This is a genomic window from Flavobacterium sp. DW-iso2 (genome assembly GCF_058725285.1).
Genome location: NZ_JBZXDY010000018.1, coordinates 62535 through 78063, shown reverse-complemented (window position 1 = coordinate 78063; position 15529 = coordinate 62535). Strand labels below are relative to the sequence as shown.

Here is a 15529-nt window from a genome sequence, read left to right as displayed (position 1 = left end):
ACATTGAGTTTTTCCTTTTTAGGCTAACTAATATATATGCCTAATTTTTGCTACTCCACAGGTTTTCGTTATGATCCATTACACTACCGTAATCAGTTATAAAAACGGATCAAATATAAAAAGTTACAAGAAAATATAAAGCAAAAAAAAACTTCTCAATTTCTTGAGAAGTTTTGTGGGCTGTCAGGGACTGCAATCGAACACTTGATACCTATTTTGACTTTTTTTGAAAATTTAAAATAGTATAAATAAATAAGAGGCTATCCGAAAAATAATTTTGGACAGCCTCCTTTTGTCTGGTGCTAATAAATATCTATAAAAAAACTGAAATTTCACTAAAGAGTTTTGAAGTTCTTTAAACTAAGTAATTGAAAATTTTTATAGCTTCATTGTAAAACAATTTAAAAAATAGTTTCAACAATATTTAGGTATTAAAGTTCATATATCCAGCTATAATTTGTACTATGAGTTTGGTAACTTATCTTTATTACGCATTATTTTTTTACATTACTGAAATCGAAAAAGTAACTTCAAAATCAGTAGAACCAGCTGCATTTGTAATATCTCCAGCTGCTACATTAGCTCCACTTTTATTTGGCTCGTGTCTTAAAGTGATTTTTAAATTTCCTGAAGCTGGTTCGGTAGTAGTAAATACAGATTGCAAGCCTACTACTTTTCCGTTTTTATCAAAATTATTGGCTTCTGAAGCGTAAGTAAACGCATTTAAAGTCCCTGTTTTTTGATAAAAAAGTTGGTGATCCACTGCCTCTGCGAGAATTTCTAGAGTAATATCTTGTGTAGGAGTTATTGATTCATTCTTTACCGTAACAGCACCATTATAGGTTTTGTTTTTTGCAAAAGGGCCAGAAACGGTAATTATTGGAGGATTTGCACCATCACCATCTAAATCTCTAGATTGTAAAGTAATTGCAGTTCCGCCACCTACAGGAGTATAAATTGCCGTAACAGTTGTGATTACTTCTTCCTCATTTACAGGTGTTGGCTCATTATCATCCTTACTACAAGAAGAAAAGCTTAGTGTTGCCAAAAGTGCGATAGTACCGATTTTTAAATTTCTACTTACTGAATTGTTGAATTGTTTCATTGTTGTTTTCATTTTGTTTGTGTTTAAATTAATTGAATTGGTTTGTAAAATTGTTTGCATTATATAAAGTTTTTAATAATTGAATTTTAGTTGAACTTGAAAACTTCGGCCTATTTCATCGGCAAAAAAGCGTTGTCGATTTAAATAATCTCTATACGAAACATTTAAAATATTTTGAACAGAAAAGCCCACAGTTGTACTTGCTTTTTTTAAAGTTTGGAATTTCATTTCCGAATAAAAGTGCAGTAAATTGTAACCAGGCGGTGGCGTACTAATATCTACCGTAACTGGAACTAATTCGCCTCCCTCAATAATTAAGGTGCTGAAATTATTGTTTGGATATTGGTTTTGCATAAAAACGATTTCGCTTTGTAGTTCCAGATTTAGACCATGCCATTCCTTTTTAGAAAATCGAATCTTGTTGTTGATATTCAGTGGTGGCATATCAATTAGTGGCTCTTTGTTGCTAGTGTCGGTTCCGTTTACGTAGGCAAGTTGGAAAAAATGTTCCCATTGGTTGGTAATATTCCAGTGCGTTTGTACATCTACTCCTAAAAGCCTTGCATTAGTTTGTTGGTATTCCCAAACAGGAAATGCACCTCGAATGGTAGTTTCAAAACCAACGGGTTTCAAAAAAATATAATCACGAATACTATTGAAATAAGGGTTTACATCAAATGAAAAACGATTGATTTTTTTCTGAATAGTAACCGATAATTTAGTCGATTGCTCTTTATTTAACCCTAAATCCCCCAATTCAATTACGCCAGTAGAATGGTGCAATCCGTCACTAAAAAACTCCGAAGGATTTGGGTTTCTCGAAGCAAAACTTACATTCGCCAGTATTTGCCAATCGTTATTTAATTTTTGATTAAAACCAGTACTTGCCGATAGGTTATGAAATGCAAATGTAGGTTTTGTAAGCCACTGTAACCCATAATCGCCTACAATAAAATGGGAGAATTCCTCGTCGTACCCTCTTTCTTCCCACCTTGTTTTTTGGTAGAATTTTGTAGCGTCTATTTTAGAGAAATCATATCGCAATCCGCCATCGATAGTAAAAGTATCTGAGAAGGAATAGTTCATAACCGAATAGGCTCCAAAATCTATTTTATCGTAATTAGGAATTAATGGGCGAATTCCTGTAGCGGGATTGGCAAAGTTGTTTTGAATAACAGTACTAATTCCTGATTTGAAATTCCAATCGTGTCCTTTTTTGTTGTAATCTATGTTTATAGTATTGGTTTTTAACTCCAAATCTAATGCAGGAATGTTTTTAAAATTCCCTCTTCGGATGTCATATTCTAATCTTTTATTGCGTTGAAAATTATATTGTAGCGCAATAAATGCCGATTCATCAAAGTGATAATTGTAATTAAATTTGATGATTTGATGTTCGATATCTTGTTTAGGATTGCTTATCGTGTAGGTGAAATCATTAACAATTGAAGGGACTTTGTTCGTAATAGAATTGTATAAGTCATTTACATTTCCAGTATGCGACGCACTCAAAATCCCGAGTAATGATTTGTAGTAGCTGTAAAAAACAGTTGCATCGTATTTTTTTGCTCTATAGTGAATGTCGCCCGAAAAATTGGCATTGCGGTTTCCAGTATTTGACAAAACATAATCAGGAGCGTTTTTGTCCCCCATGTATTTAAAAGTCGCCATTGCATTCCAACTAAATCCTTGATTATTTCCTTTATGTAGGCTTGAAGTCACAGAACCCCCTTTTCCGTTGGTGTCGAAATTGAGAATTGTTTTGCCAAATAAAGTGTCTTTTTTGACATTCAAAGGTTCGATAATTACTAAACCTCCAAGGGCATCTCCTCCATATTGCAAGCCCGAAGCCCCTTTGATAACCGTGATTTTATTAGCCGAATTAATATCAAAATTTGGTGCGTGTTCTATTCCCCATTGTTGGTCTTCTAATCGTACATTGTTGTTGATGATAGGAACTCTGCTTCCATACAATCCATTTATAATTGGTTTTACAATGGCATTTCCCGTTTTGAGGGTCGAAACACCTGCTACTTCTTTCAAAGCATCGCCCAAGGATTGATTGCTGTATTTTTCGATAGTCTCTACTTTTAGCTGTTGTTCAGCAACGGATTTAGTACTACTATTCGATTTTTGTTGTATAATTACTTCCTGAAGAGCAGTGGTATTTTGCTTCATCATAAAGTCAAGCTTTAGATTACTTTTAAGTTCAATTAAAGTGTCTATGGATTGAAATCCTATACTCGAAATAAATATTTTGGTTTTTCCATTAGGCAAATTAGTAGCGCTGTAATTGCCTGACGCATCACTGTTAATAATTTTTTGACCAATGTGAATATGGATGTTCGAGAAGTTAATTTCTCTTTGAGATTTTACTTTTCCACTTATGGTATTTTGCGAATAAAGACTGTTGCAAAATAGAATAAACAAGAAAAATACAAGAATTTTCTTTGACATTATTTTAATTTAAAATAGATAAAACCCATTCATTAGGGGATTTAGAGTGTTCTATTTTTTTAATTTAGAGTAGCTACTAAGAGACTAAGTTGCTCAGATTTAAGGAGACAACTTTAAATAACAGAGTAAATGTTTAAATAAAAAAATAGTGTGCTTTAGAAAAAAGCAAAAGGAGCTAAGGAAAGTTCAGAAACATGGTGACTTAGTCTTTTAACGACTAAATAAGTCTAGTGAATAGAACTTTCTTAAAATAAAGGAGGCGCTCGAAGAGCAAAAAGAGAACCTTTGAAAAAGGTAGCGTTTTTTTGAAAAGAAACTAGAGCAGTATGAGTTACGGTAGTAGTTTTGTGAAATTCAAACGAGAAAAAATCTGGAGTGGTATATGAACTAAAGTTAAAATCACAAATCATACATTTTTCGGAAATAGTATGGCTGTGGGTTATTTCATTTTTGGAATGGTCGTGATGGCATTTTTTTTCCGTCAGTAATTCCGAGTAATGTTCATAAGAATGTATTGCCTGAAACAGTATAGAGAACAATACCGCCATTGACAGAAGAACATTGATTATGACAAACTTTTTTTTCATTATTTAATATATCGTAAAACACTTGGTAAAGTAAATATTAAAATTGAAATAAGGCTTTCAATTTTTTGTATTTTAATTAACGCAATTGAGTTGCAAATATAGATCTTTTATTGATTAACGCAACTATTTTGCAATTGTATTTAAATATAAAAATGTTTGCCTGATGAAATCATTATTCTTTACGAAATCTTTAGAAATTTTAGCCCTTAGAAAGTTTGATTATCTATTGATTAAGTGTCTATCCAAATATATTCTATAGGGAATACGTTTGGTACAAATATTCAGTAACACTATTTTTGAAATGAATTGCCTCTAGCTAAAATTGGAGGCAATTGAAAATAATTCACAATGGTATAGTTTTAAAAAAAATAACCCATCACAAAGACGGGTTATTCACCTGAAATTAACCAAACAACAGGTTTACAAAAACAAAAATATTTAAATATAACAATTACTGTAACTTCAGTTGATAGTTGTTGGTTTTTAGTTTTTAGGATTTCGTAAAAATAAATACACCTGTTTAAGTTTGTTTTCAACTTTTTTACAAGAAAATAGTACTATTGACTTCTAAAAACAGGAATTCTAAATCAGAAACATCCTTTTTAAACGATTTGAACCAACAACCAACAACTGACAACCAACAACTAAATAATTACATTTCATAAAAATCAACAGTACTTTTATTATTTTCAGGATATTGTTTTGGTATAGGGAAAGAATCTTTACTCGGAAAAAAACCATCTTGTAAATCCATAATATCATCGGCTGTACAAAGGCAAGATTCTAATTGACTACGGATTTCGGCTTCGTTCATTTTGATGCCAATAAGTACTAATTCGTTCAATCTATCGCCAAAAGTGGTATCCCAACGTTCTTCGATTATGGGTTGGTAATCCACAAAATTTTGAAATTTAATACGCTCTCCAAAAGGCATACTTGCCCACCAAACTCCTGCACCTTCGGCTTTCATCGAGCCACCTGCTTGACTCCAATTGATGGCTTGGGCAGGGCGCGAGGCAATCCAAAATAAGCCTTTGCTTCTGATAATGGTTTGCGGAAAAGTATCGGTTATAAATTCGTGAAAACGCTTAGGATGAAACGGGCGATGGTCTCTAAAAACAAACGAACCAATGCCATATTCTTCGGTTTCTGGAGTGTGTTCGCCTTCCAATTCTCGCATCCAACCTGCAGAGGCTTCGGCTTCTTCAAAATTAAAAAGTCCAGTATTGATGATGTTATTTATGTCGACTTTTCCATATTCGGAAGTTAATATCGTTGCTAAGGGGTTTAATTTTGTAATCGACGCTTTTAAAACATCTAATGCTGTTGGCGTGATTAAATCGGTTTTGTTTACTATAATAACATTAGCAAATTCTACTTGATCCACCAGTAAATTGACAATGGTACGGATGTCGTTTTCAATATTGGTTGCTTTTATATCTTCTAAAGTTTGAGCAGAACCAAAATCTTTAAAGAAGTTAAAACCATCCACTACCGTAACCATAGTGTCTATGTAACTAAAGCGTGATAAATCAATATTTTCGTCTTCGTTTATAAACGAGAATGTTTGCGCCACCGGAATTGGTTCACTAATTCCCGTGCTTTCTATCAGCAGGTAATCAAAACGATTTTCTTTGGCCAATTTTTCTACTTCGAGCATCAAATCTTCACGCAAAGTGCAACAAATACAGCCGTTACTCATTTCGACTAATTTTTCTTCAGTTCTAGAAAGTGTCATTTCGTTCTTGACCAATTGTGCATCAATATTTACTTCGCTCATATCATTTACAATTACAGCTACTTTCAAGCCCTCTTTGTTATGAAGAATGTGGTTGAGCAAAGTGGTTTTTCCTGCGCCAAGAAAACCTGATAATACGGTTACGGGGAGTTTTTTTATAGTCATAATTTAATAGCCTTTTAATAAATCTTTACGCATTTTATCTTTTTCTTCGTCTGACTTATGTTCATAATTATAGAGTGCATTTTCCCATTCTCCATAATTAGCATTGGGTAAGACGATAAATTTTTTGCCCCATTCTTCTTCAACAGAATCGGTAGCTACAAGTCTGTTTGGAATTGATTTTTTTTCAAAAATGTTGCTAAAATCATTTAAGTTATCGCCTAATAGCATTACGATTTTAAAATCTTTAGCCACTATATTTCTTCTTACCTCTTTAGATGAAGTGCTGCTTTTAAAAATACAATGTTCGGCATCCGCATTAGGTAAATCTAGATTTTTTAGATCTATCAGCGTGCTTTTTACACTACTCGTATCTCTATTGGAAACATAAAAAATGGTAATTCCTTTGTTATGTGCTTTTTTCAAAAAAGCAATGGCACCTGGAACTTCAGTCGATTTTGAAGCTTGTACCCAACGATTCCATTCTTCGTCAGTCATTTGTTTGTTTTCCTTGATTAATTGAGCTCCAACATAGCTGTTGTCTAATATAGTTTCGTCTAAATCTGTAACGATAGCTAATTTTCTTTTTTTTAAGTCCTTTTTTGGGATTTCATTTAATCGGAGGGATGCGAAATTAAACGCTTGGTAGCATAATGCTCTATATTCTGCTGCCGTTTGTTGCCACAAAACAGGATATATTTTAAGTTGACTTTCATTGTTTAAGATAGTCGATTTTTGAGCAATTAGTTGGTTTGAATTTCCCAAAAGCACTACTACTAATGTGATTAAACGGAGCTTATTTCTTAATTTCATTGGAGATTTTATTTTTTATTAGATTTGTTTGTGTAACAATTTTAGAGGCCTTTTCATAAATGCTTAATTACTTACAATAAGGTTTTCCTATGCGATTTGAAGTTCAGATAATGACCCACAATCATTCCCAATCCTCCTACGTATAATAAGCCGAAATGAACATCGAAAGCTATTTCCATCAGTACACTTACAACAATAAGAAATATTGAAATCCCTAATAGGATTTTGACTTTTTTACTAGCGTCGCTCATCAAAATTTTCGAAACTACGAACATTCCAATACAAGCAAAAAGGGCATCAATGATGCAACTGTCCGAAAAACCAAAAGGGATTATCGTTAGCAGTGGAAACACAATGCAATGAATTAAGCACAATGTAGCGCATGAAATCCCTATAATGTCGTAGGGTGTTGTCGGAGTCTTAATTTCTGAATTTTTCATTAATGCAATTTTGTTGCAAATATACATTTATTTACTTTAATGCAATTGTGTTGCGATAAAATTATTCCACTATTTCCACAAAATTTTTATTGGTTTCATAAAGAACGATACCTAGCTTTAAAATGGGGTTTAATTTTGACTTTAAAATTTCAAAAATCACTAAGGCAAAGTTTTCTGTCGAAGCTGTTTTGTTTTTAAATTCGACGCAATCAAGATTGAGGTTTTTATGGTCAAATCGGGTTTCTATTTCGTCTTTAATAATGTCTCCCAAGACTTTCATATCCATAACATAACCCGTTTCGGGGTCTATTTCTCCGGTTAGTTTTACTATTAATTCAAAATTATGTCCGTGATAATTGGGACTGTTGCAAATGCCAAAAACTTCTTGGTTTTTGGCGTCACTCCAACAGGGGTTGTCCATTCTGTGACAAGCGTTAAAGTGTGCCTTTCGGCAAATAGTTACTTTCATTTCTTATTTTTGGTTTAATTCTAAAACTTCTTCATATTCCGTTACCACTAATCCTTCTATGGGATGAAAGTTGAGTTCTATTTTTTGATTTTTGAAAGCTATCCAAAAAGTGGTACTCAAGAATTTCCCTTTCTCAACAATAGCCGTTATTTCCTCAAATGAATTTTGCAATACCGATCTCCAAATAGGCAATGTTGTGACTTCTACTTTTTGAAGTTTTATTTGCAGTAAGAATTCACTTTGTATACTTGTTTTGTATTCTTCGTACTCAAAGTTTTGAGTAATATTAATTCCAGAATCATCATCATTAAGTTTAAAAAATAAAGAAGAATGGTCATCAAAAACCAATTCAATTACATCTATGAAACTATAGTCTTCGTTGGGATTTGAAGCGTTAATCCAATAGTAATAGAAAACAGATAGGATGTTTTTTTTAGTGTTGATATCTTTTGTAAGTTGAATTTCTTCTGGATTTAGATAAGCTATTTTTTGCATTGTTATTTTTTTGTATTGGGTTTAAGTACTAAGCATATAAGTACTTAGAGTTATAAAATGTCGTGTTTTTTAAATTTAAAAAACCAAAGTAACTAATTGATTTTAAGTCTTCAGTGAGATTTTTTCTACTTTTTACGTTAGGACTTTAAAACTTTCGACTTAATTATAAATCTTTAAAAGCAGGTGTTTCTAAAATAGAAATGTCAAAATTTTTCATTTCAAGCTCATTGGTATGCACCACTTGAAAATTTCGTACATCTACCATATCATTAAACTCAGGCGAGGTGTTGATGATAATGCCACCCAACAAAAAAATACGCTCGCAGGAAAACTCTTTTTTAGCCATTTTGACTAGTACTTGTATTTTTTTATGAATTTCTTCATAGAAAACTTCGGTAATTTCTTTTTTAGGATTTTTTGCCTCTACGATTCTTTGTTTATAAGGCATTACCGTTCGCTCTAATAATATTTGTTGGTAATCCAACTCTGAATTGATGGGCACATATATTTCACTTTCTTGTTGCAATCGTTCCAGTCCGAGCATCAAAGCACCACAACTGTTCGTTAATCTGGATTGTCCTGGTCGAGTCATTTTTCCTAATTCCCCTTCATCTGTAATCCCGATATGTGGGCCATAAAAGATAAAAGCATCTCCGCCATCAGGAATATGATGGGCAAAAGCGACCATACCCGTTAAGCCAGAATAAGGCAATCCGCCTAAACCTCCCATCGAAAAAGGTCGGGAAAGCACTTTTCTAAAATCGGTAGAAACATTGACATCATCCGAACAAAGCGAAGTGGCAAACAACATTTTTGACAAATCAACGCCATATTCTTTTTCTAAAAAGTTCAGGTATTTATTGGTAACCGCAGTTCCTGTATCTGCATTGGGATATTCGTTATTTACAAATTGATTCATAGTGTTTCGAGGCTTTTATTATGACAATTTTCGTAACTGCCTTCTATCAAAAGATTCATTGTTTCCATCTTGCTTTTGCCTAATATTTTTAAATATTCTGTGGGTAAATCAGGCAATGAAACTACGGTTTCGCAATCGTTGCATTTAAAATGAGAGCTTCCATTACAATCGGGTTTATGTTGTTTTAAAGTATAAATAGAAGTTCCGTTTGCATTGCAAAACTTTTCAATAATTCCTTTGATATAATACGTTTGTAAACTTCTAAAAATACTAGAACGGTCGTGTTTTAAATGATAAATTTTTTCTAAATCTAATAATGTAAAAGCCTTTTCAGAACATAGAAATACAGCTAAAACATCCAATCTGTTTTGGGTAATTTTTAATCCATTTTCTTTCAGTATCCTTGTGGCTTCTATTATCATTTACACCATTTTAAAAAAGTCATTGCGTATTTGTTCTTGTTCAAATTGCCCTCCATATTCCAGCGTAGTTGTTTTGCTTGTTTTGTCATTTACGCCTCTTGTAGATACGCAAAGGTGCTCGGCTTCGACCACTACCATAACATCATCAGTTTGCAAGGCCAACTTCAATTCGTTAAAAATCTGAATGGTCATTCGTTCCTGTACTTGAGGTCGTCTGCCATAATATTCTACAATTCGGTTCATTTTTGAAAGTCCAATTACTTTTCCTGACGAAATATACCCAATGTGTACTACTCCAATAATGGGCAAAAAATGATGTTCGCAAGAGGAATTGAAAGTTATTTGACTTTCGATAAGCATTTTGTTGTATTGGTATTTGTTGTCAAAAACCGAAATCTTGGGTTTGTTTTTTGGGTTTAAACCCGAAAAAAGTTCTTTAACATACATTTTGCCCACACGATAAGGTGTTCCACTCAAACTATCATCAGTCAAATCGAGTCCTAAAATTTCCATTATTTCTTTATAATGTTCGGTAATTTTTTCAATTTTTTGGTCGTCCGATAGCACAAATGCATCTGCTCTCATTGGCGTATCTGCCGATGTGCCGATGTGATTGTCGCCTATATTATCCGCATTTTCGTGTTCTTTTTTCATTAGTATATTTTTAAACAATTATTTTTCTACAAATTCAAGGTTGTTTTCTAACCAATTTATTTTTCGATAAAAACAGGCTTTTCTATTTTCTCCATTTTTATTAAAAGTGTGGCAAACCCCTCCGTTCTCAAGTGTCACTTGATAGACTAATGCATCTTGGTCACAATCGACGAATATGTTGTCTATTTTTAAAGTGTTGCCAGAAGTCAATCCTTTAGTCCAAATTTCGTTTCTTGAAGTGCTATAAAATGTAGCTTTTCTAGTTTTAAGACTAATCTCAAAAGATTCTTGATTGACCGTAGCCAACATTAATAGTTGTCCTGAACTTGTTTCTTGAACCGCTACAGGGAGTAAACCACCTCGTTTTTCAAATTGCAAATCAATTGCGTTTGTTTCTTCTAATAGTGCGTTATCTATTTTCATTTTCAAAGTCTTTAAATAAATAACTCGGCTGAATGCAATCGTTTTTTTGATACTTTCCACTGCTGTAGGTTTCAAAATTGCCTTCGATAGCGTGGTAATATATTTGACAAATTTCGATATTCGGATAAATAATCAAGGGCTGAATGACAAAGATTTCCAATGTCCAATAGCCTTCAAAACCAACATCGCCAAAGCCTGCCGTAACGTGTATAAACATTCCCAAACGCCCAATACTACTTCTGCCTTCCAGCATTGGTACATAATTATGGGTTTTAGTATATTCTACGGTTCTCCCTAAATACAGTTTGTACGGTTCTAAAAGCAATCCTGATTTTGGGATAGTAAGCATCGATGTTTTATGCTCCATTTTCATATCCAAAATGGCGTTGTCATAAACCAATAACTCGTCGTGTAATCTCAAATTATAACTATTGGGATTGAGTTGTTTGGCATCGAATGGGTCTATCGAAATATCCGTTCCGAGTTTTTTTTCTATTTCCTGTCCGCTTAAAATCATTTAGATTATTTTTAGTTCCTGTCTAAAGCTTTCTATAAATTCCGAAACCAAAACAACTCCTTTGTCTCCTTGTCCGTGAACTCGAATTGCGACTTTGTTTTCTTCACTTTCTTTTTCGCCCACGATAAGCATATAGGGGATTTTCTGTGTTTCGGCATCCCTAATTTTACGGGCAATTTTTTCTTCACGCTCATCAACTTCAATTTGCAAATCGAATTCTTCATTGAGTTGATTTGCAATTTCTTGGCAATATTCAATATATTTGGATGCGATAGGCAATACAATTACTTTGGTTGGCGCCAACCAAACAGGGAAATTACCACCTGTATGTTCTATCAACAGCGCAATAAATCGTTCCATAGAACCAAATAATGCTCTGTGAATCATTACCGGTCTGTGCAGGCCATTATCTTTGCCAGTGTAAGTCAAATCAAAATTTTCGGGCATCATATAATCAACCTGAATCGTACCTATTTGCCATTTTCGTCCAATGGCATCACTCACCATAAAATCTAATTTTGGACCATAAAATGCCGCTTCGCCTTCTTTGGTCGTAGCTTTCATTCCTCGTTCTTGGGTAGCTTCTATTATGGCATTTTCGGCTAAAGTCCACATTTCGTCTGTGCCTAAATATTTCTCTTTATTCGAAGTGTCTCTTAACGAAATTTGAGTTTGAAAATCAGTAAATCCTAACTTCCCATAAACTAAATTAACCAAATCGACTACTTTCAAAAATTCCACTTTAAGTTGGTCGGGTCTGCAATAAATATGAGCATCGTCTTGCGTAAAACCTCTCACACGAGTTAGTCCGTGCAATTCGCCACTTTGTTCGTAGCGATATACCGTTCCAAACTCGGCATATTTTATAGGGAGTTCCTTGTAACTTCGTGGTTTTGTTGCATAAATTTTGCAATGATGCGGGCAGTTCATTGGTTTCAAAAAGAACTCTTCATTTTCGACGGGAGTGTGTATGGGCTGAAAGGAATCTTGACCGTATTTGGCATAATGTCCCGAGGTTACATACAACTCTTTTTTGCCAATATGCGGACTTGCCACGTGTTGATAACCGGCACGCATTTGTATTTTTCGTAGAAAACCAATTAAATTTTGGCGCAAAGCTTCCCCTTTTGGAGCCCATAACGGCAATCCCATTCCTACTTGCTCATCAAAATAAAAAAGTTCTAATTCCTTACCTAATTTGCGATGGTCACGCTGTTTTGCTTTTTCTAAAGCTTCGAGATGAGCATCTAAATCGGTTTGTTTTGGAAAACTAATGCCGTACACTCGGGTTAGCATTTTATTGTTTTCGTTAGCACGCCAATACGCTCCAGAAATAGCCGTTAGTTTTACGGCTTTGATAAAAGAAGTATTCGGAATATGAGGACCCGTACATAAATCTGTAAAATTTCCTGTTTCATAAAATATAATTGTTTCGTCTGCTAAACCTTCAATTAATTCTAATTTATAAGCATTGTAGTGTTGCGTAAAAAACGCAGTAGCTTCGCCTTTCGAAACTTCTCTTCGAATGTTTAATGATTTTTTCTGCGCCAGTTCCCGCATTTTTTTTTCGACTTTGGTAAAATCGGCATCGGTAAATTTGTATTCGCCAAAATCAACATCGTAATAAAATCCGTTTTCTATTGCAGGACCTGTCCCCAGTTGTATTCCGGGATATAGTTCTTGCAATGCTGCACCAAGTAAATGAGCGGTAGTATGCCAAAAAGCATTTTTGCCTTCGTCCTCTTTCCAAGTCAGTAAATTAACTTTCGATTCGTTCGGAATAGCATAATTTATGTCCCTAATTTGACCGTTTACATTTGCTACAAGTACTTCTTTGGCTAAAGAATTACTGATAGACTCCGCAACGTCTTGGATAGAAACCGATTCTTGACGAAATGTTTTTTGAATATTTGAGGGTAATATTAGCGTAATCATAATTATTTTTTGGGTCTAAAGATTTGAATATTTTTGGGATTGCAAGTCATAAATGGCCCTTCAAGTAAATCAATACAATACGGAATAGCAGGAAAAATTGATTTTAAGCACGGTTCAATAGCGCTTGGTTTACCGGGCAGATTCACAATTAAGGTTTGGTTTCTAATTCCAGCAGTTTGTCTGGATAATATGGCTGTGGGTACATATTCAAGACTTTCCTTTCGCATCAATTCGCCAAAACCGGGAAGCATTTTATGACAGATTTTTTCGGTTGCTTCTGGTGTTACATCTTGCAATGCGGGACCGGTGCCTCCTGTGGTAAAAATCAAACTGGATTTTTCGATATCGGATAAATAAATTAATTTTTCGGCTATTAATTCTTCTTCATCTGGAACTATGCAATAAGCGAAGTCACTACTATCAATAGTGTAATTATCAACGACCCTTCTAATTTCAATGCCAGACAAGTCTGCATAAATTCCTTTACTGGCTCGGTCTGAAACGGTAAGAATACCAATTTTTATCTTTCCCATTTTATGACAATTGCGGTTTTTTGTTTTTAACTAAAGCCCCTTTTAATATACGTTCTATACTTTTTAGTTCTAGTTCCTTACCAATAAAAACTAGTTGACTTTTTGAAATTGCTTGCTTATCTGCTGGAATAATTACCACTGTTTTTCCTATTGTTTGTACTAGGTAGACTTCATTTTCAGCATTCAAAACATACCCTTTTACTCTATAGATCTGATGGTAATACAAATAGAGGTTTTTAAAGAGTTCGTATCTAAGAGTTTGGATATCAAACAAAGCATCCGTTTCATAAAGCATTGTTTTTATTTTATGAACACTTTCGGTTTTATAAATTGTGGTGGGAGTCAATATTTTTTGACTATTTTCGGTTTCTAAGTTCATTCTGTCTAGCAAACCATTTTTGGATAAAATAATGCTAGAATATGGATTTACAGCTTTTACAAAGTCTTTTACATCTTCAATAATTTCGGTTGTAACCAAGACAGTTTTGTTGATTACTACACAATCTGCGGCTACAATTTGCTTTTGTACTTCAGGGTTGGAATCTTTATAGTAAAGTATATTTTCGGTATCTATAACAGCTATAATTTTCTTTAAATCAAAAGATTCTACTACAAAAAGTGCTTTGAAGTTTGCTGCAATTTCTCCTGCATCTGCAATACCAGTAGTTTCTATGAACAAATTGTGGGGCTTATTTTCTAAAGCATCTATTCGAGTTAATGTCTCTAACAATTGGTTGTTTATCGAACAGCAAATACAGCCATTTGTAAGTTCGTAAACAGATTCAAATGTTCCGTTTATCAATGTTGCGTCAATATTTATTTTACCAAATTCATTTTCTATCACTATATTTTTTTCGGCAGAAAACTGTTGCAACAAATTATTCAAAACTGTTGTTTTACCCGAGCCTAAAAATCCTGTAATGATGTAAACGTTTATTTTTTTTGTTTTTTCCATCTGATTATTTATTTGGAATACGAATAATAATTAAGCTTCTTATTTAAATAGTTACCTACTAGTTATATCCATATTTTGATATTTTCCTAACTATAGGAATAGGTATAAAACAAAACCAAAAAGGTAATATGTTTTTCAATTTAGACCCTTTAAATTCGAAAATACCTTCAAAAACTACTATTGATTAGTGCTACTTTTTCTTGTACATTTGCTTAATGCAATTTGGTTGCAAATATACTTGGTATTTTGTTAATCGCAACAATGTTGCGTTATATTTTTTTAATTATGAAAACAACACGTAAAACTGCTTCGAAAACCGCTATTTTAGAATTAATAACGCATTCTGAAGTGGCATTGTCGCACAGTGAAATTCAAAAATTGACTGGAGATTTATGTGATAGAGTTACTATTTACAGAATTTTAGACCGTTTGGTTACTGAAGATATGATACATAAAATTGCTACTCCAGATGGAACGGTTAAATATGCGGGTTGTCATCACGATCACGACAATCATCATCATACTCATAATCACGTACATTTTAGTTGTGAAAAATGCCATTCGGTAACTTGTTTAGATTCGGTTGAACCGTCTTATAAAATCCCTGATAATTATCTAGTAAAAGAGGTGAATTTTACGTTATCTGGACTTTGTCCGAATTGTAATGGAAACAGTTAATGGCTCATTAAAAAAGCAACTCTTTTTTAATTTAGATTGAAATAGTGTTTTTAATTTTTGCCCTATTTAAACAAATACAAACCAAAAATGGGGAATAAGTGTGAATCAATGAACAATAAAAGCAGTATAAAATATAAAAACGTTTGCCTATTTATTGTGTTTTAGTCACAAGGAATAATGAAGTAAATGTGTACAGAGGGAATCTTCATTAAATCATTAACGACTAT

General features: G+C 33.5%; 17 protein-coding genes. 1 reads left to right on the top strand and 16 read right to left on the bottom strand.

The annotated features are described in order from the left end of the window. Positions 1-502: 502 nt before the first annotated feature. From AC4PRO_RS12700 to AC4PRO_RS12625, 16 genes are all read right to left on the bottom strand, one after another. A complete protein-coding gene (locus AC4PRO_RS12700; protein ID WP_492117600.1) occupies positions 503-1165 on the bottom strand; it encodes a type 1 periplasmic binding fold superfamily protein in 663 nt (220 codons plus the stop codon). Between the two features lie 12 nt (positions 1166-1177). After that, entirely contained in the window at positions 1178-3562 is a 2385-nt protein-coding gene (locus AC4PRO_RS12695) for a TonB-dependent receptor (protein ID WP_492117599.1), read from the bottom strand. Between the two features lie 245 nt (positions 3563-3807). Beyond that, positions 3808-4149: a hypothetical protein gene (locus AC4PRO_RS12690; protein WP_492117598.1), complete on the bottom strand. Its 342-nt coding sequence runs from the start codon at positions 4147-4149 to the stop codon at positions 3808-3810. Positions 4150-4801: 652 nt separating this feature from the next. Next, positions 4802-6052, bottom strand: coding sequence for a GTP-binding protein (locus tag AC4PRO_RS12685; RefSeq protein ID WP_492117597.1), 1251 nt, complete (start codon positions 6050-6052; stop codon positions 4802-4804). A gap of 3 nt (positions 6053-6055) precedes the next feature. Then, positions 6056-6862: a 5'-nucleotidase, lipoprotein e(P4) family gene (locus tag AC4PRO_RS12680; protein ID WP_492117596.1), complete on the bottom strand. Its 807-nt coding sequence runs from the start codon at positions 6860-6862 to the stop codon at positions 6056-6058. 71 nt (positions 6863-6933) lie between these two features. Beyond that, positions 6934-7302 (bottom strand): MerC domain-containing protein, encoded by a 369-nt coding sequence (locus AC4PRO_RS12675; RefSeq protein WP_492117595.1) that lies wholly within the window; start codon positions 7300-7302, stop codon positions 6934-6936. Between the two features lie 61 nt (positions 7303-7363). After that, entirely contained in the window at positions 7364-7771 is a 408-nt protein-coding gene (locus AC4PRO_RS12670; RefSeq protein ID WP_492117594.1) for a 6-pyruvoyl trahydropterin synthase family protein, read from the bottom strand. A gap of 3 nt (positions 7772-7774) precedes the next feature. After that, positions 7775-8266 (bottom strand): hypothetical protein, encoded by a 492-nt coding sequence (locus AC4PRO_RS12665; RefSeq protein WP_492117593.1) that lies wholly within the window; start codon positions 8264-8266, stop codon positions 7775-7777. Between the two features lie 163 nt (positions 8267-8429). Beyond that, a complete protein-coding gene (locus AC4PRO_RS12660) occupies positions 8430-9185 on the bottom strand; it encodes a hypothetical protein (RefSeq protein ID WP_492117592.1) in 756 nt (251 codons plus the stop codon). Further along, a complete protein-coding gene (locus tag AC4PRO_RS12655) occupies positions 9182-9607 on the bottom strand; it encodes a transcriptional repressor (RefSeq protein WP_492117591.1) in 426 nt (141 codons plus the stop codon). The genes AC4PRO_RS12660 and AC4PRO_RS12655 overlap by 4 nt, the downstream gene beginning before the upstream one ends. Continuing rightward, positions 9608-10261 carry a GTP cyclohydrolase I FolE gene (folE, locus tag AC4PRO_RS12650; RefSeq protein WP_492117590.1) on the bottom strand — a complete coding sequence of 218 codons (654 nt, stop codon included), beginning with the start codon at positions 10259-10261 and terminating at the stop codon, positions 9608-9610. A gap of 18 nt (positions 10262-10279) precedes the next feature. Beyond that, the gene (locus tag AC4PRO_RS12645) at positions 10280-10684 is read right to left on the bottom strand and encodes a phosphoribosyl-AMP cyclohydrolase (protein ID WP_492117589.1); all 405 of its coding nucleotides are present in this window, start codon (positions 10682-10684) and stop codon (positions 10280-10282) included. Beyond that, positions 10671-11201 carry a dCTP deaminase gene (dcd, locus tag AC4PRO_RS12640; RefSeq protein WP_492117588.1) on the bottom strand — a complete coding sequence of 177 codons (531 nt, stop codon included), beginning with the start codon at positions 11199-11201 and terminating at the stop codon, positions 10671-10673. Before dcd ends, AC4PRO_RS12645 begins: the two co-directional genes overlap by 14 nt. Next, entirely contained in the window at positions 11202-13136 is a 1935-nt protein-coding gene (gene thrS, locus AC4PRO_RS12635; RefSeq protein WP_492117587.1) for a threonine--tRNA ligase, read from the bottom strand. It abuts the gene before it with no gap. Positions 13137-13138: 2 nt separating this feature from the next. Continuing rightward, complete coding sequence (mog, locus tag AC4PRO_RS12630; RefSeq protein WP_492117586.1) at positions 13139-13669, bottom strand: molybdopterin adenylyltransferase; 531 nt, start codon at positions 13667-13669, stop codon at positions 13139-13141. A gap of 1 nt (position 13670) precedes the next feature. Continuing rightward, a complete protein-coding gene (locus AC4PRO_RS12625) occupies positions 13671-14624 on the bottom strand; it encodes a CobW family GTP-binding protein (protein ID WP_492117585.1) in 954 nt (317 codons plus the stop codon). Positions 14625-14909: 285 nt separating this feature from the next. Between AC4PRO_RS12625 and AC4PRO_RS12620 the strand changes: the two genes are divergently transcribed. Then, a complete protein-coding gene (locus AC4PRO_RS12620) occupies positions 14910-15302 on the top strand; it encodes a Fur family transcriptional regulator (protein WP_492117584.1) in 393 nt (130 codons plus the stop codon). Positions 15303-15529 lie beyond the last annotated feature (227 nt).

What these genes read in the sequence shown, in the direction of transcription:
- AC4PRO_RS12670 (WP_492117594.1), bottom strand. Translation starts at nt 7,771, where the DNA reads ATGAAAGTAACTATTTGCCGAAAGGCACACTTTAACGCTTGTCACAGA.
- AC4PRO_RS12700 (WP_492117600.1), bottom strand. Translation starts at nt 1,165, where the DNA reads ATGCAAACAATTTTACAAACCAATTCAATTAATTTAAACACAAACAAA.
- AC4PRO_RS12675 (WP_492117595.1), bottom strand. Translation starts at nt 7,302, where the DNA reads ATGAAAAATTCAGAAATTAAGACTCCGACAACACCCTACGACATTATA.
- AC4PRO_RS12695 (WP_492117599.1), bottom strand. Translation starts at nt 3,562, where the DNA reads ATGTCAAAGAAAATTCTTGTATTTTTCTTGTTTATTCTATTTTGCAAC.
- AC4PRO_RS12645 (WP_492117589.1), bottom strand. Translation starts at nt 10,684, where the DNA reads ATGAAAATAGATAACGCACTATTAGAAGAAACAAACGCAATTGATTTG.
- AC4PRO_RS12625 (WP_492117585.1), bottom strand. Translation starts at nt 14,624, where the DNA reads ATGGAAAAAACAAAAAAAATAAACGTTTACATCATTACAGGATTTTTA.
- AC4PRO_RS12655 (WP_492117591.1), bottom strand. Translation starts at nt 9,607, where the DNA reads ATGATAATAGAAGCCACAAGGATACTGAAAGAAAATGGATTAAAAATT.
- folE (WP_492117590.1), bottom strand. Translation starts at nt 10,261, where the DNA reads ATGAAAAAAGAACACGAAAATGCGGATAATATAGGCGACAATCACATC.
- AC4PRO_RS12685 (WP_492117597.1), bottom strand. Translation starts at nt 6,052, where the DNA reads ATGACTATAAAAAAACTCCCCGTAACCGTATTATCAGGTTTTCTTGGC.
- AC4PRO_RS12660 (WP_492117592.1), bottom strand. Translation starts at nt 9,185, where the DNA reads ATGAATCAATTTGTAAATAACGAATATCCCAATGCAGATACAGGAACT.
- AC4PRO_RS12665 (WP_492117593.1), bottom strand. Translation starts at nt 8,266, where the DNA reads ATGCAAAAAATAGCTTATCTAAATCCAGAAGAAATTCAACTTACAAAA.
- AC4PRO_RS12620 (WP_492117584.1), top strand. Translation starts at nt 14,910, where the DNA reads ATGAAAACAACACGTAAAACTGCTTCGAAAACCGCTATTTTAGAATTA.
- thrS (WP_492117587.1), bottom strand. Translation starts at nt 13,136, where the DNA reads ATGATTACGCTAATATTACCCTCAAATATTCAAAAAACATTTCGTCAA.
- mog (WP_492117586.1), bottom strand. Translation starts at nt 13,669, where the DNA reads ATGGGAAAGATAAAAATTGGTATTCTTACCGTTTCAGACCGAGCCAGT.
- dcd (WP_492117588.1), bottom strand. Translation starts at nt 11,201, where the DNA reads ATGATTTTAAGCGGACAGGAAATAGAAAAAAAACTCGGAACGGATATT.
- AC4PRO_RS12680 (WP_492117596.1), bottom strand. Translation starts at nt 6,862, where the DNA reads ATGAAATTAAGAAATAAGCTCCGTTTAATCACATTAGTAGTAGTGCTT.
- AC4PRO_RS12690 (WP_492117598.1), bottom strand. Translation starts at nt 4,149, where the DNA reads ATGAAAAAAAAGTTTGTCATAATCAATGTTCTTCTGTCAATGGCGGTA.